Annotated in this window: 25 protein-coding genes; 22 read left to right on the plus strand and 3 right to left on the minus strand. The window is 36.6% G+C overall.

Annotation, left to right across the window (positions count from 1 at the left end; all coding sequences use genetic code 11):
- The first annotated feature begins 6 nt into the window (after positions 1-6).
- The 5 genes from ASO14_RS05510 (at position 7) to ASO14_RS05530 (ending at position 4732) form a co-directional block, all read left to right on the plus strand.
- Positions 7-801: an SDR family NAD(P)-dependent oxidoreductase gene (locus tag ASO14_RS05510; protein WP_068452586.1), complete on the plus strand. Its 795-nt coding sequence runs from the start codon at positions 7-9 to the stop codon at positions 799-801.
- Positions 802-937: 136 nt separating this feature from the next.
- The gene (locus ASO14_RS05515) at positions 938-1792 is read left to right on the plus strand and encodes an N-acetylmuramoyl-L-alanine amidase family protein (protein ID WP_156422336.1); all 855 of its coding nucleotides are present in this window, start codon (positions 938-940) and stop codon (positions 1790-1792) included.
- A 106-nt stretch (positions 1793-1898) separates the two neighbouring features.
- Entirely contained in the window at positions 1899-2567 is a 669-nt protein-coding gene (deoC, locus tag ASO14_RS05520; protein ID WP_068452592.1) for a deoxyribose-phosphate aldolase, read from the plus strand.
- Between the two features lie 113 nt (positions 2568-2680).
- On the plus strand, positions 2681-2854 hold the full coding sequence (rpsU, locus tag ASO14_RS05525; RefSeq protein WP_004227078.1) for a 30S ribosomal protein S21: 174 nt from the start codon (positions 2681-2683) through the stop codon (positions 2852-2854).
- Positions 2855-3322: 468 nt separating this feature from the next.
- Positions 3323-4732, plus strand: a complete 1410-nt coding sequence (locus ASO14_RS05530; RefSeq protein ID WP_068452595.1) for an amino acid permease — start codon at positions 3323-3325, stop codon at positions 4730-4732.
- Positions 4733-4899: 167 nt separating this feature from the next.
- On the opposite strand, the gene ASO14_RS05535 is transcribed toward ASO14_RS05530, so the two are convergent.
- The gene (locus tag ASO14_RS05535; protein ID WP_068452598.1) at positions 4900-5121 is read right to left on the minus strand and encodes a hypothetical protein; all 222 of its coding nucleotides are present in this window, start codon (positions 5119-5121) and stop codon (positions 4900-4902) included.
- Between the two features lie 175 nt (positions 5122-5296).
- Here ASO14_RS05535 and ASO14_RS05540 point away from each other — a divergent pair, with 175 nt between their 5' ends.
- The 11 genes from ASO14_RS05540 to recO all read left to right on the plus strand — a co-directional run bounded on the left by ASO14_RS05540 (position 5297) and on the right by recO (position 15906).
- Positions 5297-7285 carry an ABC1 kinase family protein gene (locus ASO14_RS05540; RefSeq protein ID WP_068452600.1) on the plus strand — a complete coding sequence of 663 codons (1989 nt, stop codon included), beginning with the start codon at positions 5297-5299 and terminating at the stop codon, positions 7283-7285.
- An 88-nt stretch (positions 7286-7373) separates the two neighbouring features.
- On the plus strand, positions 7374-8021 hold the full coding sequence (locus ASO14_RS05545) for an NfeD family protein (RefSeq protein WP_068452603.1): 648 nt from the start codon (positions 7374-7376) through the stop codon (positions 8019-8021).
- 17 nt (positions 8022-8038) lie between these two features.
- A complete protein-coding gene (floA, locus tag ASO14_RS05550) occupies positions 8039-9043 on the plus strand; it encodes a flotillin-like protein FloA (RefSeq protein ID WP_068452606.1) in 1005 nt (334 codons plus the stop codon).
- A gap of 29 nt (positions 9044-9072) precedes the next feature.
- Positions 9073-9531 carry a YqfB family membrane protein gene (locus tag ASO14_RS05555; protein WP_068452609.1) on the plus strand — a complete coding sequence of 153 codons (459 nt, stop codon included), beginning with the start codon at positions 9073-9075 and terminating at the stop codon, positions 9529-9531.
- Positions 9532-9760: 229 nt separating this feature from the next.
- Entirely contained in the window at positions 9761-10726 is a 966-nt protein-coding gene (locus ASO14_RS05560) for a PhoH family protein (protein ID WP_068452612.1), read from the plus strand.
- 75 nt (positions 10727-10801) lie between these two features.
- A complete protein-coding gene (locus ASO14_RS05565) occupies positions 10802-12937 on the plus strand; it encodes an HD family phosphohydrolase (protein WP_068452615.1) in 2136 nt (711 codons plus the stop codon).
- Positions 12938-12948: 11 nt separating this feature from the next.
- Positions 12949-13437: an rRNA maturation RNase YbeY gene (ybeY, locus tag ASO14_RS05570; RefSeq protein ID WP_068452618.1), complete on the plus strand. Its 489-nt coding sequence runs from the start codon at positions 12949-12951 to the stop codon at positions 13435-13437.
- Positions 13438-13456: 19 nt separating this feature from the next.
- Complete coding sequence (locus tag ASO14_RS05575; RefSeq protein ID WP_442911261.1) at positions 13457-13783, plus strand: diacylglycerol kinase family protein; 327 nt, start codon at positions 13457-13459, stop codon at positions 13781-13783.
- A 21-nt stretch (positions 13784-13804) separates the two neighbouring features.
- On the plus strand, positions 13805-14212 hold the full coding sequence (locus tag ASO14_RS05580) for a cytidine deaminase (RefSeq protein ID WP_068452624.1): 408 nt from the start codon (positions 13805-13807) through the stop codon (positions 14210-14212).
- Positions 14199-15107, plus strand: a complete 909-nt coding sequence (era, locus tag ASO14_RS05585; RefSeq protein WP_068452628.1) for a GTPase Era — start codon at positions 14199-14201, stop codon at positions 15105-15107. The genes ASO14_RS05580 and era overlap by 14 nt, the downstream gene beginning before the upstream one ends.
- A gap of 16 nt (positions 15108-15123) precedes the next feature.
- Positions 15124-15906 (plus strand): DNA repair protein RecO, encoded by a 783-nt coding sequence (gene recO / locus ASO14_RS05590; RefSeq protein WP_068452631.1) that lies wholly within the window; start codon positions 15124-15126, stop codon positions 15904-15906.
- Between the two features lie 15 nt (positions 15907-15921).
- Here the strand turns inward: recO and ASO14_RS05595 are convergent, their stop codons facing one another.
- Positions 15922-16317: a hypothetical protein gene (locus ASO14_RS05595; protein ID WP_068452634.1), complete on the minus strand. Its 396-nt coding sequence runs from the start codon at positions 16315-16317 to the stop codon at positions 15922-15924.
- 194 nt (positions 16318-16511) lie between these two features.
- On the opposite strand from ASO14_RS05595, the gene ASO14_RS05600 reads away from it, so the two are divergent.
- Positions 16512-17744, plus strand: a complete 1233-nt coding sequence (locus ASO14_RS05600; RefSeq protein ID WP_068452639.1) for a hypothetical protein — start codon at positions 16512-16514, stop codon at positions 17742-17744.
- Between the two features lie 186 nt (positions 17745-17930).
- Here ASO14_RS05600 and ASO14_RS05605 read toward each other — a convergent pair whose 3' ends face one another.
- On the minus strand, positions 17931-19316 hold the full coding sequence (locus ASO14_RS05605) for a glycine--tRNA ligase (protein ID WP_068452642.1): 1386 nt from the start codon (positions 19314-19316) through the stop codon (positions 17931-17933).
- Between the two features lie 324 nt (positions 19317-19640).
- On the opposite strand from ASO14_RS05605, the gene ASO14_RS05610 reads away from it, so the two are divergent.
- From ASO14_RS05610 to ASO14_RS05630, 5 genes are all read left to right on the plus strand, one after another.
- Positions 19641-20279 carry a transcriptional regulator CcpN gene (locus tag ASO14_RS05610; RefSeq protein ID WP_068452645.1) on the plus strand — a complete coding sequence of 213 codons (639 nt, stop codon included), beginning with the start codon at positions 19641-19643 and terminating at the stop codon, positions 20277-20279.
- A 13-nt stretch (positions 20280-20292) separates the two neighbouring features.
- On the plus strand, positions 20293-21105 hold the full coding sequence (locus tag ASO14_RS05615; RefSeq protein ID WP_068452648.1) for a pyruvate, water dikinase regulatory protein: 813 nt from the start codon (positions 20293-20295) through the stop codon (positions 21103-21105).
- 324 nt (positions 21106-21429) lie between these two features.
- Positions 21430-23268: a DNA primase gene (gene dnaG, locus ASO14_RS05620; RefSeq protein WP_068452651.1), complete on the plus strand. Its 1839-nt coding sequence runs from the start codon at positions 21430-21432 to the stop codon at positions 23266-23268.
- A 32-nt stretch (positions 23269-23300) separates the two neighbouring features.
- Positions 23301-24452 (plus strand): RNA polymerase sigma factor RpoD, encoded by a 1152-nt coding sequence (rpoD, locus tag ASO14_RS05625; RefSeq protein WP_068452653.1) that lies wholly within the window; start codon positions 23301-23303, stop codon positions 24450-24452.
- Positions 24453-24583: 131 nt separating this feature from the next.
- Positions 24584-25162, plus strand: coding sequence for a hypothetical protein (locus tag ASO14_RS05630; RefSeq protein ID WP_068452655.1), 579 nt, complete (start codon positions 24584-24586; stop codon positions 25160-25162).
- Positions 25163-25195 lie beyond the last annotated feature (33 nt).

Below are 25195 nucleotides of genomic sequence, written 5' to 3' on the forward strand. Positions count from 1 at the left end.
TTAATTATGGGTCGCGTAGAAAATAAAGTAGCATTAGTAACAGGAGCAGCATCAGGTATTGGTCTAGCTTCTGCTCAATTATTAGCAAAAGAAGGCGCTAAAGTAGTTTTAGCAGACTTCAACGTTGAAGGTGCAAAAGAAGCAGCAGCAGAATTAAAAGCACAAGGTTTTGAAGCAGAAGGTGTATTTTTAAATGCACTTGAAGAACAATCAATTAAAGATGCTGTTGAATATACAGTAGACACTTACGGTAAATTAGATATTCTTTACAATAACGTAGGTGGCACAAACTTACACAAAGACTTAGATGTTGTAAACTTAGATCTTGCTGAGTGGGATCGTTTAATGGACTTAAACTTAAAATCAGTGCTTTTAGGTTCTCGTTTCGCTATTCCACACATGCAAAAAGTTGGCGGCGGCTCAATTATTAACACAGCTTCAATGGCTGCGTTCGCTTCAGATGCAATCCGTTCAGCATACGGAACTTCAAAAGCTGGAGTTGTTCACTTAACAAAATATATTGCAAAACAATACGGTAAAGATAATATCCGTTGTAACGCAATCGCTCCAGGACTAATTTTAACTCCAGCAGCGAAAAATAGCTTACCACAAGAAATGCTTGATATTTTCACAAAATACAATGCATTACCTTACAATGGTGAAGCAAATGATATCGGTTATGGTGTTGTGTACCTGGCGTCAGATGAATCTAAATTCATGACAGGTCAAACATTAGAAATCGAGGGTGGACACTACCAAGCGAACCCAACAACTGCAGATTTAGCAAAATTCACTAAATAATATGTAGTATTGTAAAAAGCACTTCTAGATTGAAACATCTAGGAGTGCTTTTTTCATGCGAAAATATAAACTGTACATGAAATTTTAGTCTAAAAAGGCTATACTAAGAATATCTCAACAAAAAGGATGTGTTGTATTGAGATATTTAAGGATGTTCATTGTGGCAATTGCACTCGTTATACCGCTCATTTTTTTGTTTTTTGGACAAACGTATTTAAAGAAGCATATGGAAGCTTTACAATACATACCGCCTAAACCAACAATTGTGGAAGAAAAAGAAGTTGTGCAAAAAGTGCAACCGAAAAAACAAGTAGTTGTGAAAAAACCAATGGAACAGCCCGTACAAGTAAAAGAAAAAGAGAAAAAAATAATTGTTATTGATCCAGGGCATCAACGTTATCGAGATCAGCGTTTAGAGCCAATTGGACCAGATTCACATACATGGAAGCCTAAAATGCCTGCAAGTGCATATGGCGTATCTACAGGACAAGCAGAGTATGCATTGACGCTACAAGTAGCAAACCGTATCAAAGAGCGATTAGATGCTTCAAAATATGAGGTCAAATTAACACGTACAGAACATGTCATTGCCAAGTCGACAAAAGAGCGTGCAGAATTTGCGAATAAACAAAATGCAGACCTTTATATTCAACTACATGCAGATGGTGCAAAGGATGCAAATGGGCGTGGTATGTACATTATTATGGCGCATGAAAACAATCGTTATACGAAAAAGTTGACGGAAGCGAATCGAAAAGTTAGTCAAGTGCTATTACATGAAATAAAATCGGCAAAACTGGATACTCATAAAAAAGGTTTATTATATGCTGATCAAATGACAGCACTTAATTGGCCCAATATGCCATCTGTAATCGTAGAGTTAGGCTATTTAAATGATCGTCAAGATGACGAAAGACTAGCAAAAACAGCTTATCAAAATCGTATAGCAGAAGCTTTAGCTAGAGGAATTGAAAAAGCGGTAGAGAAGTAGAACGTGCGCATGCGTTCTACTATTTTTTTGTGTAAAACTGGGCTTTTCATTGAATTCATGCTATGCTAATAAAGAGGTACGTACAACTTAAAAAAGGAGCTATTTTATGACAACAAATATCGCATCACTTATTGATCACACATTATTAAAACCAGAGGCGACAGCGGCACAAGTAAAAGAGTTATGCAAAGAAGCGAGAACCTATGACTTTGCATCTGTGTGTGTTAATCCATATTTTGTAAAATTAGCAGCTGAAGAATTACAAGGAGCAAAATCAAAAGTATGTACAGTAATTGGTTTCCCATTGGGTGCATCAACAGCTAAGACAAAAGCTTTTGAAACAAAAGATGCTATTGCGAATGGTGCAGATGAAATTGATATGGTTTTAAATATCGGTGCATTAAAAGCGGGACAATATGATGTTGTGTTAGAAGACATGAAAGCTGTACGTGAAGCAGCGGGTGAAAAACTTGTAAAAGTTATTTTAGAAACATGTTTATTAACAGACGAAGAAAAAGAAAAAGCATGTGAATTAGCAGTAGAAGCAAAATTAGACTTTGTAAAGACGTCTACAGGCTTTTCAACAAGCGGTGCAACAGCTGAAGATGTTGCACTTATGCGACGTATTGTAGGCGCTGAATTAGGCGTAAAAGCTTCAGGAGGAGTTCGTAGCTTAGAAGACGTTGAAAAAATGGTAGCAGCAGGTGCAAATCGCATCGGTGCAAGCTCAGGTGTAAAGATTATGAATGGTTTATCATCAGATTCTGAATATTAATGTAACACAATGCTTGACCATTATACGTATATAGGATATAATCTTGTAGTAAACAACGATATGTTATTCATATTGGTTGTGCTTTGACGTGTGTCGGAGGGAGGGAAAGAGAGATGTCAAAAACTGTCGTTAGAAAAAACGAATCGCTTGAAGATGCTCTTCGCCGCTTCAAACGTACTGTTTCTAAAAGTGGTACAATTCAAGAGGTAAGAAAACGCGAATTTTATGAAAAACCTAGCGTAAAACGCAAAAAGAAATCAGAAGCTGCACGAAAACGTAAGTGGTAATTTAATTCCTAGACAATCCCTACGTTCAAAACACGCACTATCATGATTTATTTAACTTGCAAATGAATGAAAGCCTGAAAATCCTTGAGATTTTCAGGCTTTTTTAATGCGTATCAAATAAAAAAAGTGGTAGTACATTTGAATTATTTTTATAAAAATATTTTTTTCGTAAAATGAAAAGCAAATTATCTTTTTTTGAGAAAAGCTGAAAGAATGAGGTTTTATGCATAGAAAACTAGCATTTAAAATAAAAAAACAACAGTGAATAGCAAAAAAAATTTGCAGTGCAAAGAAATTTTCCGTATTGCCATTTTGTATAAGATAAGATAATTTAGTCTTAACGAACTTTTTGTGAACATTTTAAAAATATAGAAAATGTATAAAAAGAAATTTCAGAAAAATTTTTATACTTATAAGAAATCGTTTACAAACAGTAAATTTAGTTTTTTTCAACTAGGGGGAGACAGGATGGGGAAACAAAATGAATTACAACGTTCGATTAAAAGTCGACACATGTTCATGATTTCACTTGGGGGTGTAATCGGAACAGGCTTTTTCTTAAGTACGGGGAATATTATGCATAACGCGGGCCCTTTTGGTACGCTTTTAGCATATGCTGTTGGTGGTTTAACAATGTTTTTAGTAATGCTATGTTTAGGAGAGTTAGCAGTATATAATCCGACTTCTGGATCATTCCATGAGTATGCGACACGTTATATTAGCCCAGGAGTTGGTTTTTCAGTTGGTATTATTTATTGGTTAAACTGGGTAGTAACAGTTGGATCTGAATTTACAGCTGTTGGATTATTGATGCAAAGATGGTTCCCAGAATCGCCTGTGTGGGTATGGAGCGTTATTTTTGGGGTAACAATATTTGTCTTTAATGCTTTATCAGTAAAGTTTTTTGCTGAGTCAGAATTTTGGTTTGCTGGATTAAAAATAATTATTGTTATTATATTTATCTTTTTAGGTGCTGCAGCAATTTTTGGCATTGTACCAGTTACTGGACATGAGCATGCACCATTATTATCGAATTTCACAGGTGAAGGTGGATTACTGCCGAATGGTTTTGCACCTATCTTAATTGCGATGGTATCAATTAGTTTTGCGTTTTCAGGAACAGAGTTAATCGGGATTACAGCAGGGGAAAGTGAAAACCCATCTCGTGATATTCCACGTTCGATTAAAAACATCGTATGGCGTACATTATTCTTCTTCATTGGTGCAATTATTGTTTTAGGTGCATTATTACCTTGGGAAGATTCAAGTGTATCGCAAAGTCCTTTCGTTACAGTATTTGACATGTTAGGTATTCCGTACGCAGCAGATATTATGAACTTCGTCATTATTACAGCATTATTATCTGTAGCAAATTCAGGTTTATATGCTTCGACACGTATGCTTTGGTCATTATCAAAAGAAAAAATGGTGCCAAAAGCACTTGGTACAATTAATAAACGTGGTGTTCCAATGAACGCGCTCATTGTTTGTATGTTAATCTCTTGTTTATCACTATTATCAAGTATTATTGCGCCGACAACAGTTTATGTGATGTTAGTTGCTGTAGCAGGATTCGGTGTAGTGGTTGGTTGGATGGGAATTGTGGTTTCACAATTTATGTTCAGAAGACAATACTTGAAAGAAGGCGGGAAATTAGAGGATTTAAAATTCCGTGTAAAATTATATCCACTTGTACCAATTCTAGCATTTTTACTTTGTTTAGGTGCAACACTTGGTCTATTATTAGATCCTGAACAACGTTCTGTTTTATACTTTGGTGTCCCAGCGATGATTGCATGTTATTTCTGGTATCATATTCAGAAAAAAATAGCGGATAAGCGTGAGGCGCGATTAAGTGAAACAGTAGAAGAAAAATAATACGCATTAAATAAGAAAAAACTCGTATGAATTGTCAAACAAATCATGCGAGTTTTTTGTTGTCTAAATTCGTTAGCACAAAGAAAATAAAGGGAATAAAACCAAATGATAGAAATAATCCGAAAAATAAAAAAACTTCTTACAGTTGTATGTAAGAAGTTTCACAATCAATCCATAGATTGTTTTTTACCAAGCTCGATTCCTTTTAAGATGTACCAGATAATAATACCCAACATAATAAAGGCTAAAACTGATGTAACAGGATTCGGCTGAACGAATATTTTATCTATAAAGCTCTTGAAAGCTGGTACACTGGTAATTTCAAAAAATGCAGCGATGGAAGTAATCCAAATCCCAATACCGAGGAAAAAGATCCAATTTTTTCTCATTTATAATACGCCACCTTTATAAAATTGATATATTTATTTTACACCCATAAACTTACTTTGCCAATCATTATGATTAAAATAACATAATTGTAACATTCGTTATAAAGGAAAATAGTTTTAAAGGAAAAATTTTGTGAAATATGTTTCAATATAAAGTAGTGGGAGGTGAAGCCAAATGATCCAATTTTTGAGTTGGTTTATCCAATTTACGCTTGTGGGAGTTTTAATTTATTTCTTTACAGGCAGATTAATCGGGACGCGTTTAAGTATTTTCAAGCGTTTATTTGCAGTTGGTTTAAGTGTAACGATTACGTCGGTTATTTATTGGTATATGTTTATCCAACACCGTAAAGATTACTATACTCCAATTGAAGATGAGTCGATGTTTTTTAGTACACTCATATGGTTTGCGAGTCTATTATTGATTACGATGTTGTTGCATCTTGTTTTAGAATTATTTGAGCCAGTTCATATTAGTAGTGCTGAGCAAGCGAAACAAAATATCTTTGCTAGAATTATGACAAGATGGCGCTTGCAAAGACGTTTGACTTCAGTACTTCGAATTGCGTTTAAATATGGAATCGGTCGCGCGTTTGGTATTTGGCGTACATCAGAAGCCGAGAGAAAAAATGCACATTCGTTTCGTATGATGTTAGAAGAATGTGATGGAATCTTTATTAAATTTGGTCAGATGCTATCTACTAGAAAAGATTTATTACCAGAGGCATTTACAACGGAGTTAGCAGAGCTACAACAAAATATTAAACCAATTCCGAAAGAAGCTATATCCATGCGTATGCAATCTGTATTAGGTGAAGATTGGGAGAAAACTTTCGATCGATTTGATTTTGAGCCGCTCGCTTCAGGTTCAATTGGTCAGGTTCATCAAGCTACGCTGAGCGGAACGTATGAAAAAGTAGTTGTTAAGATATTACGTCCAGATATTGCAGACTTACTACAAAGAGATTTAGATTTATTAATTAGTTTTGCGCACTGGCTTACAGAGGAATCGCAGTGGGCTGAGAATTTAAATTTTGCAGAACTTGCACAAAATTTTGCAAAAGGAATGCGAGAAGAAATTGATTTTTGTATAGAGCTTAAAAATATGGAGCAAATTACGAATTCTACTTTAGATAGTAAGTATCCTGTTGTCATTCCTAAGGTGTATAGCCATATGAGTAATTCTTCAGTGCTAGTAATGGAATATATTGATGGTGTGAAAATTACAGAAGCAGACGAAACATTATATCGTAATGGCGTAACGAAAGAAGAGGCGCTTACGCAATTATTCGGAAGTTTTTTATCTCAAGTTATGAAGGCAGGGATTTTTCATGGGGATCCTCATCCTGGAAATGTCCATATCGTAAAAAATACAGGACAAGTTGCGCTTTTAGATTTTGGGGCTGTTGGACGTATTAGTAAAGGGCAACAGCAAGGAATCAAAACATTATTTTTAGGTTATCATCGTGGTAATGCAAGAATTGTTGTCGATTCATTGAAACATCTTGTGGAAAATGACGAACATGCGAAAGATCCAGGTTTTGAACAATCTGTAAGTCAGTTACTTGTTGAAATGGCTTATTTAGATCACATTTCGACGAGTCAAGTCGTACAATCTCTCTTCAAAATTGTTCAAAAACATCACATGAGACTTTTTCCAATGGTAGGTATTGCACTAAGAGCACTTGTAACATTAGAAGGAACGATTCAGAGTGTTTCAAAAGACTTCGATGCCTTTAAAGAAGCAAGCGATTTTGCAAAAGATACAGCTAAAATACATGAGCCAATTGAAAAAGTAAAGTCGCTCAAACAACTAGCACAAGAAGAGATCTTCCTTGCATGGCCAGTTATTAAAGAAATACCATATCGTGTCGATCAGATTGCACGAACAATTGAAAAAGGTGAAGTGAAGGTGAAGATGGACTTCACCTCAAGTGAAACAAACAAAGCTTTTTTAGTGAAATGGTTGTCACAATTTTTGTTACTACTTGTCGCGATTACATTCGGTGTTTTATCAGTTGGTATTTTAGCAGTAGCACAAATTATTCAAAATAGTTATGTCGTTTATTTGAATACAGCAGCTTATTTAGGTCTTTTTTTAAGTCTGCTTCTACTCGTGAGACTAGCACTTCAAGTTATTCGAGATTCTAAAAGAAATATTTGAAAAATAAATTTTATGAAACCATTTTCATATTCATTCGTAAATACCATTATAAAGACACGAACCCTATAAGATTGGAGGTGCCTGCATTATGGGAGAAATAATACAATTTCTAACGAATCCATATGTTGTACTCGTCATGTTGCCCATCATTAGTTTGTTATTTGTCGGTGCTTTATTTTCATCTGGAGTGAATACAAGTGGTATAATTGGTGTAACACTCGTGCTGATTTTCTTTATCGCACATATAATAGCAGGGTATGCGACATTCGGTTTATTACTATTATTTGTTGCAGGGTTTATTTGTATGCTTGTCGAGTTAGTGGTTCCTGGTATGATTATAGGTATTACAGGTCTTGTGTTGATTGTTATTAGTTTTTTATATGCTGGCGCGAATTTTACGTTCATGGCATATGCTGTTGCAATCGCACTAATCCTCGCGATTATAGGGATGGTGGTTATGATGAAATTCTTTGGAAAGAAGCTATCTGTTCTAAATCGAATGGTATTATTCGATTCAACAGATACAGAAAGTGGATACGTGTCAAATATCAACCGTACAGAGTTATTGCAACAAACTGCTAGAACAGTTACAGCATTAAGACCGTCTGGTGTTGTGATGTATAACGGGGAACGAATTGACGTTGTATCAGAAGGTAATTTTATCGATGCAGACAAAGAGGTCATCTTTGTCAAAGTAGAAGGTTCACGGATTGTTGTGCGTGAGAAAAAAGATTAAACAGGGGGTTTTAAATTATGGGAACAGCAGCGTTAACAGGTAGTGCCATTAGCATGATTATTGTCATTGTTGTAGCGGTAATTTTATTAGCAATTTTATTTACATTTGTACCCGTAGCACTATGGATTTCAGCTTTAGCAGCAGGTGTAAGAGTTAGTATTTTCACATTAATCGGTATGCGTTTAAGACGTGTTATTCCGTCACGCATCGTTAATCCTTTAATTAAAGCACATAAAGCAGGATTACAAGTGTCGATTAACCAGTTAGAGAGTCACTATTTAGCCGGTGGTAATGTAGATCGTGTTGTCAATGCATTAATTGCAGCGCATCGTGCAAACATTGAATTAACATTTGAACGCTGTGCGGCAATCGATCTTGCAGGTCGTGATGTATTAGAAGCTGTACAGATGTCTGTTAACCCGAAAGTAATTGAAACGCCATTTATCGCTGGTGTGGCAATGAACGGGATTGAAGTAAAAGCAAAAGCGCGTATTACCGTTCGTGCGAACATCGACCGTCTAGTTGGTGGTGCTGGTGAAGAAACAATCATCGCTCGTGTAGGTGAGGGGATTGTATCCACAATTGGTAGCGCGAAAAGTCATACAGAAGTATTAGAAAATCCAGATATGATTTCACAAACCGTTCTAGCCAAAGGTTTAGATTCTGGTACAGCATTCGAAATTCTATCGATTGATATTGCGGATGTTGATGTCGGCAAAAACATTGGTGCAGAATTACAAATTGAACAAGCAGAGGCAGATAAAAATATTGCACAGGCAAAAGCAGAAGAACGCCGTGCGATGGCTGTTGCTAACGAGCAAGAGATGGTTGCTAAAGTACAAGAAATGAAAGCAAAAGTTGTGGAAGCGGAAGCAGAAGTACCACTTGCACTAGCAGAAGCGTTCAAATCGGGTAATTTAGGTGTCATGGATTATATGAATTATCAAAACGTACAAGCAGATACAAGTATGCGTCAATCAATTAGTAAGATGGATCAAAATCACGCAAAAGGTGAGGAATAGGCATCTGATTTGCTAAAGGAGGATGGCATATGGAAGGTCTGATTATATTTCTCATTATATCAGTAATCAGTGCTGTCATTGGTCGTTTAGGTTCAAAAGAGGAAGAGAAATCTGCAAAGAAACAAATGCCCTCTATGGGACAAGGACCAACACAAAAAAAGACATCTACATCTAAAGCACTTGGTGATTACGCAAAGAAAGTTTCACAAGAATTAGATCGCCAATTAACAGAAAACCCAAAAAAGAAGCAGGTTAAGAGAGAAAAGCGTGTTACGACACCTCGAAATGTTACGACCGACACTATCGAATCTTCTCGCCCATTTAAAAATGCAGCAGAACGTCCGAAAGTGGTTGCTGCAACAAATAAAATGGTTGCGAAAAGAAAAGTTGCATCTAGTCAGTCGGTCTTACCACGTACACAACGTGAGTTAGCTCAATCGATTATCGTATCAGAAATTTTGGCGCCACCTGTTTCAAAAAGAAAATAAATCAAAAAGAGATTTTGAAATCAAAAAGACTTCAAAGTCTCTTTTTATATGTCACGAACTCTTCACTCTTTTTTCGAGAACTTTTACGGAAAAACAATAAAACTTTTGCACGCAAACAAAGAGAGTGATAAGCTAGAAAAAAGTACAAGTGTAGACAGGTACTAGTATGTTTAGACTTGTAATGAAAGTAAAAAAATAAAAAATATGATGTACGTTAAGGAGAGCTCAAATGACAGAACAACAACCTATTCAGCTAACGTTAAAAGATCCAAATGAAGCCGTTATGTTACTTGGTATTTCAGATGCAAATTTGAAGCTAATCGAAGAGACATACGATATTCAAATGATTACAAGAGGCGACTCGATTGTCATCGTCGGCAATGACGAACAAAAGGCTGAAGCGGCTGCGCTGATCGAACAGTTATTAAAAGTGATTCGCAAAGACATTAACATCAATCAACGTGATGTAGTTTCCGCAATCGAGATGTCAAAAGCGGGGACGGTTGAATATTTCGCAGAATTATATGATGAAGTGATTGCGCGAAATACAAAAGGGAAAATTATTCGTGCAAAAACAATTGGGCAACGCAATTATATTAAAGCGATTCGCAATAAAGACCTTGTATTTGGAATTGGACCAGCTGGAACGGGTAAAACATACTTAGCGGTTGTTATGGCTGTTACAGCTTTAAAAAATAATGCGGTGAAGCGTATTATCTTAACACGACCTGCTGTTGAAGCGGGAGAAAGTCTAGGCTTTTTACCAGGGGATTTAAAAGAAAAAGTAGATCCATACTTACGCCCTCTATATGATGCTTTGCATGACGTATTAGGGTTAGAGCAAACAACACGTATGATTGAGCGTGGCACGATTGAGATTGCGCCACTAGCCTATATGCGCGGACGTACATTAGATGATGCCTTTGTTATTTTAGATGAAGCGCAGAATACAACAAAAGCGCAAATGAAGATGTTTTTAACACGTCTTGGTTTTGGTTCTAAAATGGTTATAACAGGAGATAAAACACAAATCGATTTACCGAGGGGTGTAGCTTCAGGCCTTACACATGCTGAATATATCTTGCGTTCAGTGAAAGATGTGTCTTTCCAAATTTTAGAAGCGGGAGATATTGTTCGACACCCACTCGTAGCGAAAATTATAACGGCATATGATGATGAAAAAAGTGAAGCATAGAACAGGAAATTCGAGAATGCAAAAAGGGTTCTCGAATTTTCCTATGAATCTACATAAAAGAAAGGTAGGGTGAAGATGTCAAAGTTTATAGAAAAAATAACGAAAATTGTACGTTTCCCCCTGCTACTAGCTGGTATATTAATTCTAACAGGCTTTTTTCAATATTTATTAATGATGAAAGATGTACGAGGTGAACATTACGATTTAAAGTTGTTCCAAGTGTCCCCAGATACGATTCGTTCTGTTAAAACAGTTGAAGATACAGAAAAAACCGAAAAAGAACGAGAAGAAGCAGCTTCTGAAGTAGAACCTGTTTATACGTATTCAGAAGAAAAAGGGAAAAATACAATTTCAATGTTGAATACATTGTTTGATGATTTAATTGACCGACAAAAAAAGGTAGCTGATACGAAAGGAAAAGAACGCTCAAAAGCATTAAATGAACAAATCAAAAGTATGCAGTCAGATTTAGCTAAAATTACAGACAACGAAAATAAGATTGAGCTAAATGAAGCGGATTTAAAGTTACTATTAACAAGTAGCGAATCCGAATTAAAAACAGCGCAACAAGATCTTGTAAAGGCAGTAGAACGTCAAATGTCTTCACCTATTCGTGAAGATCGTCTGATGGAGGCGCGAGCAAGCGTAGAGCGTACAATTCGTTATAGCTCAACATTCCCAAGTAAACTTCAAGGTGTGGGTATCCGTATTGGACGAGCTGCTTTAGTCGTGAATGAGACAAAAGATGAAAAAGCGACAAAAGAGCGAATGGACTTAGCACGAGCGAGTGTAGATCCAACAAAGATTTTACAAGGACAAATTATCGTACAAGAAGGACAAGTTATTGATCGGAACATTTACCGTCAACTTCAATTGACTGGTTTGTTAAGTGATGATGCGTCCATTAAGCCAAAGCTTGGTCTAGGTATTTTAATTTTGCTACAGATGCTATTCTTCTATGCAAGCTTTGCAGCGAATAAGCGAAAAGCTGATACAGAAAAAACACGTGACGTTCTGATTACATCTCTTATTTATTTACTATCAATTATTTTAATGCAAATTTTAAATTTAATTGATGGTGAGTTTGATGTGATTGTCGGATTCTTATTCCCAGCTGCTGTCGCACCGCTATTACTCCGAATATTAGTGAGTGAACGAGCCGCTATTTTAGCGACAATCATGCTAGGGTTATCAGCAGGTGTCATCTTTCAAGAGGGATATTCGACTGTTATTCAGATGGAATTGGCGCTTTATATGATTATTAGTGGTTTAGCAAGTGTTGTATTTACGAGAAGAATTGAAAATCGCTCGAAGATTTTAACAGCGAGTTTTCAAGTAGCAGGAATTAATGTTTTGTTTATTGCATTCTATTTATTGTTAACGCAATCTAATTATACGTGGAATGAACTCTCATTCTATTTAATTGCAGCATTATTTTCAGCGATTCTATCGGGAGCGCTTGCGATTGGTTCGTTACCGTTTATTGAATCAGGTTTTGGGATTATTTCAAGTTTCCGTTTGATTGAATTATCGAATCCAAATCACCCGTTATTAAAGAAAATTTTAATGGAAGCTCCTGGAACGTATCATCATAGTTTGATGGTCGCAAATTTAGCAGAAGCGGCTTGCGAAGCGATTGGTGCGAATGGTTTATTAGCGCGTGTCGGTTGTTATTATCATGATATCGGGAAAACAAGAAGACCTGGATTCTTCGTTGAAAATCAAATGAACGGATTGAATCCGCACGATCAGTTGCCACCAGACGCATCTAGCGATATAATTATTGCCCACGTTGAAGATGGTGTGGAAATTTTAGAGAAGCATAAAATGCCGAGAGAAATTATTGACATTGCACAGCAACATCATGGTACGACATTGGTGAAATTTTTCTATTACAAGGCAAAAGAATTGGATGAAAAAGTGGAGGAAGAGCAATTCCGCTATAGTGGTCCAAAACCGCAGTCAAAAGAAAATGCGATTATTTGTATTGCAGATAGTGTAGAAGCAGCAGTACGTTCGATGAAAGAGCCAAGTGCAGAAAAAATTCGTGATCTCGTTCACGCCATCGCACAAGATAAATTAATGGATGGTCAGCTGGATGAATGTGACCTTTCAATTAAAGAACTTAAAATTATTGAAAAAGTTTTTTGTGAGACACTAAATGGAACATTCCATTCACGCATTGAGTATCCGAAGCAAGACAAAGCTTAGGAGGGCATTATATGCTATTAGAAATTGATTTTTTAGATGAAACAGAAGAGGTTCAACAAAGTGATATAGCACTTGTTTCCTCTTTACTACAACATGCTGCAAAAGTAGAAAATATTGAAGAAGGCACAGAATTATCTGTTACGTTTGTGACGAATGAAGCGATTCATGAGATTAATAAACAGTATCGTGATAAAGATGCACCAACAGATGTCATCTCATTCGCTTTAGAAGAATTAGGTGAAGGTGAGACAGCGATTATTGCTGAAGGAATGCCGCGTGTATTAGGAGATATTATTATCTCAATTGATCGTACGCGTGAACAGGCAGAGGAGTTCGGTCATTCATTTGAACGTGAACTTGGTTTTCTCGCGGTTCATGGCTTCTTACATCTACTAGGTTATGACCATATGACACCAGAAGATGAAAAAGTTATGTTTGGAAAGCAAGATGAAATTTTAGAGTCATTTGGTTTGTCACGTGACAAAAATGAACGTGATTAAAAAGTTTTTTAAATCATTTATGTATGCTTTTGCAGGGGTTCGGGCAGTATGTAGTGAACGGAATTTTCGATTTCACTTATTTGCGATGGTTGTCGTTATAATAGCTGGGTTTTTAACAGGAATTTCAGCAAATGAGTGGACAATTCTACTCCTTGCAATCGCAGCTGTGTTATCATTAGAGATGACGAATTCCGCTATCGAGCGCGTAGTAGATTTAGTGACGGATGAATTTCATCCCCTTGCCAAACGAGCGAAAGATTTAGCAGCAGGAGCTGTATTAATCGCAGCAATTTTTAGTGTGATCATTGGCTTAATTATCTTTTTGCCAAAATGGTTTGAATTCTAGTAAATAGAATGGAGAGAGTATATGAATCCAACACAACTGATGGAAGAAGCAAAAAAAGGGCGTTCATTCGCCTATGTACCGTATTCAAAATTCCCTGTCGGAGCCGCATTATTATCAAAAGACGGCGAAGTATTTCATGGTTGTAATATTGAAAACTCGGGTTATAGTTTAACAAACTGTGCTGAACGAACAGCGATTTTTAAAGCTGTATCACAAGGTACAAAACAATTTACAGCACTTGCGGTTGTAGCAGATACAGAAGGTCCTGTAGCTCCATGTGGCGCATGCAGACAGGTGATTTCAGAATTCTGTGCCCCTGATATGCCCGTATATTTAACAAATTTAAAAGGCGATGTACAAGAAACAACGGTAGCAGAATTACTACCAGGAGCCTTTACCCCGGAGGATGTATTACATGCAACAGAATAAACAATTTAAATCAGGTTTTATCTCAATTATTGGACGTCCGAACGTCGGAAAATCAACATTTTTAAATCGTGTCATCGGTCAAAAAATTGCGATTATGAGTGATAAGCCACAAACAACACGTAATAAAGTACAAGGTGTATTAACAACAGATGATGCACAAATGATCTTCATCGATACACCAGGTATCCATAAACCAAAACATAAACTTGGCGAATTCATGTTAAAAGTATCAAAAAATGCTTTACGTGAAGTGGAAGTCATTATGTTTATGATTAACGCAGAACAAAAATTAGGACCTGGCGACGAGTATGTAATGGAGATGTTAAAAGGTACAAAAACACCTGTATTTTTAGTTGTAAACAAAATTGATGCTATTCATCCTGATGAAGTGTTAGCGAAAATTGAAGAATACCGCACTGCATTTGATTTTGCAGAAATTATTCCGATTTCAGCACTTCAAGGAAATAATGTCGATCGTCTATTAGAAACGATTAAAAAATATTTACCTGAAGGTCCACAATACTATCCAGCAGATCAAGTAACGGATCACCCTGAACGTTTTATCATCGCTGAAATGATTCGTGAAAAAGTACTTCACTTAACACGCGATGAAGTACCACATTCAATCGCAGTTGAAATTGAAAAAATTCGACGTGACGAAAATGAAAAAGTACGTGTTACGGCATCGATTATCGTTGAACGTGATTCACAAAAAGGAATCATTATCGGTAAACGCGGTGCGATGTTAAAAGATATCGGAATACGCGCACGTAAAGATATCGAAAACTTACTTGGCTCAAAAGTCTATTTAGAACTATGGGTAAAAGTACAAAAAGATTGGCGTGACCGTTCATCTCAATTACGTGATTTCGGTTATCGTGACGACGAATACTAGAAGGAAGTGAAAGGCATTGCTCAGTAAACTAGAAGGCATTGTCTTGAAAACTCGTGCATACGGTGAAACGAATAAAGTCGTTATTTTAATGACGGAAGAAGCAGGGAAGATTGCAGTAATGGCTAGAGGTGCTAAAAAGCCCTCTAGCCGTCTTTCTGGTGTGACACAGCCTTTTACACATGGAAACTTCTTAGTGGCGAAGGGGAAAGGTATGGGAACGCTCCAACAAGGTGAAGCCATTTCGACGATGCGTCATATCCAGCAAGATATTGAAGCAACAGCCTATGCAAGCTATGTTATGGAGATGGTCGACCGATTAGTTGAAAATGATCGCCCAGAACCTGGTGTATTTCATATGTTAAGACAAGCACTTCATGCAATTGAAGAAGGTTATGATCCAGAAGCGATTTCTTTATTTGTTGAATGGAAGATGCTGCCCTTTACAGGTGTACAGCCGACATTATCGCATTGTGCAGGTTGTGGCAGTGTAGAAGGGGAGTTTGCCTTTTCATTTGGTCAAGGTGGCTTTTTATGCCATCGTTGTTTTCATATGGATCCTTATATTATTCGTTTAACGCCAACACAATTAAAGTTAATTCGTATTTTTTATAATATGCCAATTGACCAAGTGGGGAATTTGACATTAAAAAAAGAAACGAAACGCTTTATTAAAAATATTGTGAGTACGATTTATGAAGAACAATCCGGCATGCGTTTTAAGTCGAAAAGTTTTATAACGCAGCTAGAGCGCACGCCACTGTTATTCAATCAAACAGAAAAACAGCCACCTGAGGAATAATCAGGTGGCTGTTTTTTATTCATATAAAAATTCTTCGCCGTCTAAGTCATTCATTTCATGATACATCGAAGTATCCCAGAAAATTTGACTCATAACGATATTTTGTTCATATGGTAACTGTGCTGCATCGATTTGCATGTTTTGTTGATTTAATATGTGCGTGTTCATATCATGTATTTGTCGCGGTGTATATTTGCGATCAGCTACATAAGAAAACACTTTTGATACTTCAACGTTGAGAATATCAGGATATGTTGGTGAGATGTTCGCACTAATTACTTTAAGTGGTATATCAAATTGTCCATTTGACACTACGAGTTCATCATCTAAAGCAAGTCCAACGGTTAAAGCTTCATCGAATTTAATTGCGAGCGTGCCATATGAAAAGATGCGATGTAGTTTTTGTTTCAAAACATCAAGTCCTTTCAAGCTTGTACTATATCTTTCATTATAAGCTACTTTAAAAAATAAAAACACTTTTATACATAGAAGAAAAAAATGAAAAATATTGATTTTATGGTTATATATGTCATAATTAAGTGAGTTCGTAGTGTTTTATGGATTTAATATAAATTCTACATAAACATATGAAGAAGGAGCTATTAATGAAAAAATATAAATGGTTTTATATCATCGGAAGTATTTTAATTGTCATTGCGACATCATCTTACTTTTTACCACGTCTTATTGTTTATATGGCGTATTCTCCTCATTTAGAAGAAAAAGAAGTGCAGCTTATAGAAAATATCCCTAAAGCAACGAACACATTAAACATGAAAAATGGCAAATATGTATTAGCCTTTTCAGAGTTAAGAAGTATGAATGAAGCGAATACAGGCGCATTTTATGTCATTGACGAAGCAGGGAACTTTTTATCGCAAAGCACTAAACAAGATTTAGCGGAACCCATTAGTATGACATCAACGAACAATCAAGCGTATGTCGTAAATAATCGATCTTCCCAACGTTCTTCAATCGATTTAAAAACCGGTAAGATTGAGTCTATTAATTTAAATAAAAATGCAAGTCATTCATTTTCAATTCAATCGAATGATGATTATGTGATCTATGATATTGCAGGAGATTTAAAAAATGGTCAAAAACTTGTATATTGGCAACGGAATCAACCAAGTAATAAGAAATCTCTTACAATCCCACATGGTTTTACACATTCTATACATATTGAAAAAGATGCCGCATACATTACGACAGCTGACCCTGATGCAATCGCTTATATCCATCACATTGATTTAAAAAGCGAGGAAGTTGTTTCTTCAAAGAAATTAGAGTTAGATGATGAAGAATACTCAAAATCTGGCTTACCAGGTAATCCAGCATTAGTCTTTTATAAAGGTTATTTGTATTATGCAGTCAATCAAGTGAGAACGGGTGCGGATGATCATACAGTTATAAACGCAGGAAAGCTGGTTAAAATTGATCCGAAAACATTGGAAATCGTTAAAAAAATACCGATTGGTGATGAAAATTTCAACCCGGACTCGCTTGCAGTTGTCAATCATCAACTTGTAATTTTAAGTGGGTATTTAGAAACGTATGTGATGAATGAACAAGAACAAATTCAAAAACGTACGTTCAAAATACCGAAGAATCAACGTTCAGCCCTCGATCAAAAAAGTACACTCACTGAACAAATAACGGTTAAAGGAAATAAAGCCTATATTTTTACGATGTACGATCTTCGTAACAGCAAAGATGATGAAAATATACGTGGTGAAATAAATGAATTTAATTTAGAAAATGGTGAACAACTTTCTAGAACAATCATCCATATGCCTGTATCTTCCTATTTGGTTATGACTTTTGCTGTTATCGAATAAGGTTATAAAAATAGCCAACGAACCGATTGTTACTTCGATTCGTTGGCTTATTTTTTTCATACAGTCATTTAGATTCAATCGCTACATCTTCACACCACTTCGGTCACTCGGTGGAAAGTAAAGAGCTACTTTCCATTCGTGCCCTGTAGTGTTGCCAGATGTGACGAGCGATTTCATCTTTCTATATTAAAATTCTAGTGTTTTTTCAATGAATGCTTTTACGTCTGCAATTGGCATGCGTTCTTGTTCCATTGTGTCGCGGTGGCGTACTGTTACCATGCCGTCTTCAGCTGAGTCGAAGTCGTATGTGATACAGAATGGTGTACCGATTTCGTCTTGGCGGCGGTAGCGTTTACCGATTGATTGTGATTCATCATAATCAACTGGGAAGTGCTTGCGTAATTCAGCCCATACGTCATGTGCACCGTCAGATAATTTTTTAGATAATGGTAATACAGCTGCTTTGAATGGTGCTAAAGCAGGGTGGAAGCGTAAAACTGTACGTGTGTCGCCGCCTTCTAATTCTTCTTCTTCGTAAGCGTCACATAGGAATGCAAGTGTTACACGGTCAGCACCTAATGATGGTTCGATACAGTATGGTACATAACGTTCGTTTGTTACAGGGTCGATATATGTGAAGTCTTCACCTGAATGTTCCATATGGCGTTTTAAGTCGAAGTCTGTACGAGATGCAACACCCCATAGTTCACCCCAACCGAATGGGAAGCGGAATTCGATGTCTGTTGTTGCGTTTGAGTAGTGAGATAATTCATCTTCTTCATGGTCACGTAAACGCATTGAATCTTCTTTCATTGAAAGGTTTAATAACCAGTTTTTACAGAATTCTTTCCAATAAGCATGCCATTCTAATTCTTCACCTGGTTTGCAGAAGAATTCTAATTCCATTTGTTCGAATTCACGTGTACGGAATGTAAAGTTACCAGGTGTGATTTCGTTACGGAATGATTTACCTACTTGTGCAATACCGAATGGTGTACGTTTACGCATTGAACGTTGTACATTTTTAAAGTTAACGAAAATACCTTGTGCTGTTTCAGGGCGTAAGAAAATTTCATTTGTAGAATCTTCTGTTACACCTTGGAATGTTTTGAACATTAAGTTGAATTGGCGAATATCTGTGAAGTCATTTGCACCACAGTTCGGGCAAGTTACATCAAGTTCTACCATTTTTTCTTTCATTTGATCAAAGCTCATACCGTCTACGATAATTTCTTTGCCTGTTTTTTCAAGTGAAGCATCTTCGATTAATTTATCTGCACGATGACGTGCTTTACATGATTTACAGTCGATCATTGGATCGTTGAAGTTACCTACATGGCCTGAAGCAATCCACGTTTTTGGGTTCATTAAAATCGCTGCGTCTAAACCAACATTGTATTCAGATTCTTGAACGAATTTATCCCACCATGCTTTTTTTACATTGTTTTTTAATTCAACACCTAGTGGACCGTAATCCCATGTGTTTGCTAAGCCGCCGTAAATTTCCGAACCAGGAAATACGAAACCTCTGTGTTTTGCTAAACTTACAATACTCTCCATTGATTTTGTCATAAAAATGACCTCCTCTAAAAAATAAAAATGAAAAAAGTACCCGTCTCCGGGCAAACTTTCTGCCCGGGGACGAGTACTTAACCCGCGGTTCCACCCCGATTGGCTATACAAATAGCCCTCTTTAACATAAAATGGCTCCCGAATGCCTTTTCTGTGTTCGTGTAGGCTTTCACCAACCCCTACTCGCTTTTAAATGACCACATACTTATATTTCGTTCATCGCCTATATTGTTTGAAGATATTGTATCACGCAATACTTTTCTTAGCAATCTTTAGAAAAATAGTATATAATAATTAAGAATTAAGTATAACACTTTTGGGGCGGTGAGTGATATCGAACTCAACAAACGTCAGGAAGAAATATTGGAAATTGTCAAGAATAATGGACCAATTACAGGAGAGCAAATCGCAGAGCGCCTGTCCTTAACACGTGCGACGTTACGACCAGATCTCGCTATTTTAACGATGGCGGGCTTTTTAGATGCACGTCCACGTGTTGGGTATTTCTATTCTGGTAAGAAAACAGGACAAGCAGTTGTTGAAAGCATGACCAATATGAAGGTAAAAGACTTCCAGTCAATACCGATTGTTGTAGCAGAGGATATGTCAGTTTATGATGCCATCTGTCAAATGTTCTTAGAGGATGTTGGAACACTTTTTGTCGTTGATAAAAATGCGTATTTAACAGGAGTTTTATCTCGAAAAGATTTACTACGTACAAGTATAGGGAGCCAAGATTTGAATCATATTCCCGTACATATTATTATGACAAGAATGCCGAACATTGCTTTTTGTTTTAAAACAGATGGACTGATTCAAGCTGCAAATAAGTTAATTGAAAGACAAATTGACGCATTACCTGTGGTGGTAGAGCACCCAGATGGTTATGAGGTTATTGGAAGAATTACAAAAACAAATATTACGCGTGCGTTTTTATCGCTCGCTGAAAATCATGATTTGTAAGGTGGTGCGTTAAATGGATAAAATTTTAGTATATGTAGTCTCAGATTCTGTCGGAGAGACGGGGGAGTTAGTAGCGAAAGCAGCTGTTAGCCAATTTAGACCAGGTTTACAAGATGTAACATTTCAACGCTTTCCACATATCGATAGTAAGGAACAATTAAGGGAGATTGTTCAAATTGCGGTAAGTCAACAAGCGATGATTGTTTATACGATTGTCCAAGAATCGCTTCGCTACTTCTTGCACGCAGAGTGTGAAATGTATCGTATTCCACACAATGATTTAATGGGTCCTTTAATGGAAATGTTAAGTGATTCTTTACATTTAGAGCCGATTGAGGAACCAGGTCTTGTAAGGAAGTTAGATGATGATTACTTCCAAAAGATTGAAGCAATCGAATTTGCGGTGAAATATGATGATGGACGAGATCCACGTGGTCTATTAAAGGCAGATATTGTTCTAATTGGTGTGTCACGTACATCGAAAACACCATTATCACAGTTTTTAGCACATAAGCGTTATAAAGTAGCCAATGTACCACTTGTGCCCGAAGTAGAGCCGCCGGAAGAATTATTTTTAGTACCACCGGAAAAATGCTTTGGTTTGATTATTTCGCCTGAGAAACTGAATGGTATTCGAAGAGAACGCTTAATCGCACTTGGATTAAATGATGGTGCGAATTATGCAAAGTTCGAGCGCATTGACGAAGAAATTGAACATTTTAAACGCATCGTTGATCGAATCGGTTGTCCGGTTATTGATGTGACGAATAAAGCAGTAGAAGAAACTGCAAATGATATTATTCATCGACTGCAAAAAAATCAATAAAAGTCCGTCTAATTCCTCTTACATGATTACGAGGATAGACGGACTTTATTTTCCTTTTAAGTCAATAAATTGTTTTCTTAGAAAAAGAAGTCTTTACCACGTTGTACTAAATGGAAAATAAAAGATGAAACTTTTTTTGGTTGAATTCGTCAAATATACTAGATTTAAAGGTACAAATGTTTTACAATAAAAAATTGAGGTAAAAATAAGAGTAATAACTTTTAATTATTTTAGATATTTTAAAATAAAATGTCTCATATTAGAAGGATATTAATTGATGGATATAGAATGTAACCTATAGCAAGTATAAAAGATGGTGATGAAATGGCTCAAAGAATCCCTGAGGAGTTAATTGAAGAAATTCGTTCTCAGGCAGATATCGTAGACGTAATTAGCAGTTATATGCAGCTAACGAAGCGTGGACGCAACTATTTTGGATTATGTCCATTCCACGGTGAGCAGACACCGTCTTTCTCTGTTTCTACAGAAAAACAAATTTTTCATTGCTTTGGATGTGGTGCAGGCGGTAACGCGATTACATTCCTTATGGACATTGAGAATTTGAGTTTTCAGGAAGCGGTTCGTAAATTAGGTGATCAAGTTGGTGTACATGTTGAAGTGTCATCTTCTGAAGCGCAACATAGATTAACAACCGAAACTTCTCCAGAAGAAGAGAGAATGAAGGAAGCGCATATACTTGCAGCACAGTATTTTCAACACTTATTGTTGAATACAGAAGAAGGTGAAGAAGGCTTACGTTATTTAGAAGGACGTGGCTTTACGCAAGAAATGATTAAGACCTATGGCATCGGATTTAGTATGCCACACTGGGAATCGCTTACTACTTTATTACATCAAAAAGGATTTACGTATGAAGAGTTAGAACAAAGTGGCTTATCAATTCGACGTGAAGATGGCTCAGGCTACTTCGATCGTTTCAGAAGCCGAATTATGTTTCCAATTCGTGATGATACGGGGAAAATTATCGCCTTTTCAGGTAGAATTTTAGAAGCAGATAAAGAACAGGCGAAATACATGAACAGCCCTGAGTCGCTTATATTCCGAAAGAGTGAAGTATTATATAACCTAGATCAAGCGAGACCCATCGTTCGGAAAGAAAGAAAGCTCATTATTTTCGAAGGATTTATGGATGTACTTGCTGCTAAGAATGTCGGGGTTCATCATGGTGTTGCCACAATGGGAACATCATTGACACCGCAACATATTCAAAAAATAAAGCGCATCACGAATCATATTATCGTTTGTTACGATGGTGACCATGCCGGTTTTGAAGCTGCAAAAAGAGCTGCAGAAATGTTACATGCAGAAAATTTAACCGTTGAGGTTGCAACTTTACCAGCAGGTATGGACCCGGATGAATATATACGCAATAACGGAGCGGAAGCGTTCCAGAATCAAGTCATTGCTGAGCCATTATCTTATATTAGTTTTATGATGATGTATGCGAAGCGTAACAAAAACTTTCAATACCCAAATGATGTCCAGCAGTATGCGGATGAAGCTTTATCCTATCTTACAAGTGGTGTTTCACCAATTGAAAGAGAACTGTATGTCAAACGTATTTCGGAAGAAACACAAGTTTCAGTCGAAACCTTACAAAGTCAATTGCGTCTTAAAGAAGCACAAAAACAAGAACGCTCACAGACAAATCTAAATATGCGACATGAACAAGAACAACCGATGCAACAAGCGGTTCAGCCAAAGCGTGTTTATACAGCAATTGATCGAGCAGAAAGGTTGTTATTAGCCCATTTACTTCATAGTATTGATGTGGCAGATGACTTCCGCGAACATCAAGAAGGAGCACCTTTTGTAAGAGAAGACTATTTGGCTATTTACGTCCATCTCATGGGCTTTTATGAATCGCATGAAAAAGCAGATTATCAGCGTTTTGCTGAAATTGTCGAAGATAGAGAATTGCGTAAAATTGTAATGGAAGCTGCACTAGTTGATCGAGATCCAGACCATAAAGATGAGGAAATTGCCGATTGTCTGAAACAGGTTAAAAAGTTTAAAATCCAGCAACAAATCGCAGACAAAACACATGCATTGCAAGAAGCAGAGCAACTGCATGACTTAAAAAGTGCAATTGCGCTTTCTCAAGAAATAATTGATTTAAAAAAATCACTAGCAGTCTTTTAAAGAATCTGACTGTTAGGAGGAGGAAGACAACTATGGCAGAAAAACCGAAAAAAAGTAAAAAAGCTGTACAAGTAACAAAAGTGGAACACGAGCACACATTAGAGGAAATGAAAAAAAGTTTACTTGAAGCAGGTAAAAAATCAGGTGAATTAACGTATAAAGAGCTAGCAGACAAATTAAGTTCTTACGAAATGGAAGCAGACCAAGTCGAAGAATTTATCGATAAATTAGAAACGAATGGTATCGAATTAGGCGGTAAAGCAGGCGATGAAGAGAATTTAGAGCGTCTTTTAAAAGCAGGCGATAACTCAGCAGAAGTATTCGACCTAAACGATTTAAGTGTACCACCGGGCGTTAAGATTAATGACCCTGTACGTATGTATTTAAAAGAAATCGGTCGCGTAGACTTATTAACAGCTGAACAAGAGATTTCATTAGCTGAACGTATTGAAGCAGGCGATGATGAAGCGCGTAAACGTCTTGCTGAAGCGAACTTACGACTTGTAGTAAGTATTGCGAAACGTTATGTCGGTCGTGGGATGCTATTCCTTGATTTAATTCAAGAAGGTAACATGGGTCTAATCAAAGCAGTTGAAAAATTCGATTACCGTAAAGGCTTCAAATTCTCAACTTATGCTACATGGTGGATTCGTCAAGCGATTACACGTGCGATTGCTGACCAAGCGCGTACAATTCGTATCCCAGTACACATGGTCGAAACAATTAATAAATTAATTCGCGTACAGCGTTCATTATTACAAGATTTAGGTCGCGAACCATCTCCAGAAGAAATTGGTGAAGAAATGGATTTAACACCTGAAAAAGTACGTGAAATCTTAAAGATTGCACAAGAACCCGTATCATTAGAAACACCAATCGGTGAGGAAGACGATTCGCACTTAGGTGACTTCATTGAAGATTCAGAAGCACAATCACCTTCTGATCACGCAGCTTATGAATTATTAAAAGAACAATTAGAAGATGTACTTGATACATTAACAGACCGTGAAGAGAATGTACTACGTTTACGTTTCGGTTTAGATGATGGCCGTACACGCACACTAGAAGAAGTAGGTAAAGTATTCGGTGTAACACGTGAACGTATTCGTCAAATTGAAGCAAAAGCACTTCGCAAATTACGTCATCCATCACGTAGTAAACGTCTGAAAGACTTCTTAGAATAGGATTATAATTACGGTATATGGCTTTTAACAAGAGCTATATACCGTTTTTTTGTTCCTGCTAAATTAGACTTTACATAATTGGTTTTAGTCCGATAATATGTATAGATCTGGTAGTTGGAGGAGCGGCGTTTATGGACAATGAACAAATAAAGAAGAAGCTGATTATACGAGAGATTTCTTTTTGGAAGAAGAATCATTTATTACCTGAACATTATTGCGATTTTTTAATGCAATTATATACAGAAGGGGAAGCGCTTCTTGAAGAACAAGAAGAAGAATTATCGAAACAAGCTGTATTGAAGAAAGACTCTGCACCGATTATTAAAGTAGTACAGATGCTCATGTTAGCATTAACGACATTAGCGATGATTGTACTCATGTTTTTATTTGCACAAAAATATGCAATCATTCTCATCGCATTAAGCTGTATTATTTTCATTGCACTTGTGTACTATTTACTGAAAACAGCGAATAATCGGACTTTAACAAATACGCTCGTTTATGCAACAGCAGCACTGTTACTGTTTGCAATCTCCATTAAAGTATCCACTTTATTAGCGCCAGGACATTCGCTCATTACGCTTGGTGTACTCTTAATAAACTGCATACTTTGGATTATTGTAGGAGTTCAGAAAAAGCTCATTTATTTCATGATTTCTGGTATTTTAGGTATTGTTTTAATGTTGGGCTATTATTTTATTTTTTTATAAGGGATAGAGAGGCGAGGGATTTAACTTAAGCCT

The organism is Kurthia sp. 11kri321, from assembly GCF_001534765.1.
Lineage (GTDB): Bacteria > Bacillota > Bacilli > Bacillales_A > Planococcaceae > Kurthia > Kurthia gibsonii.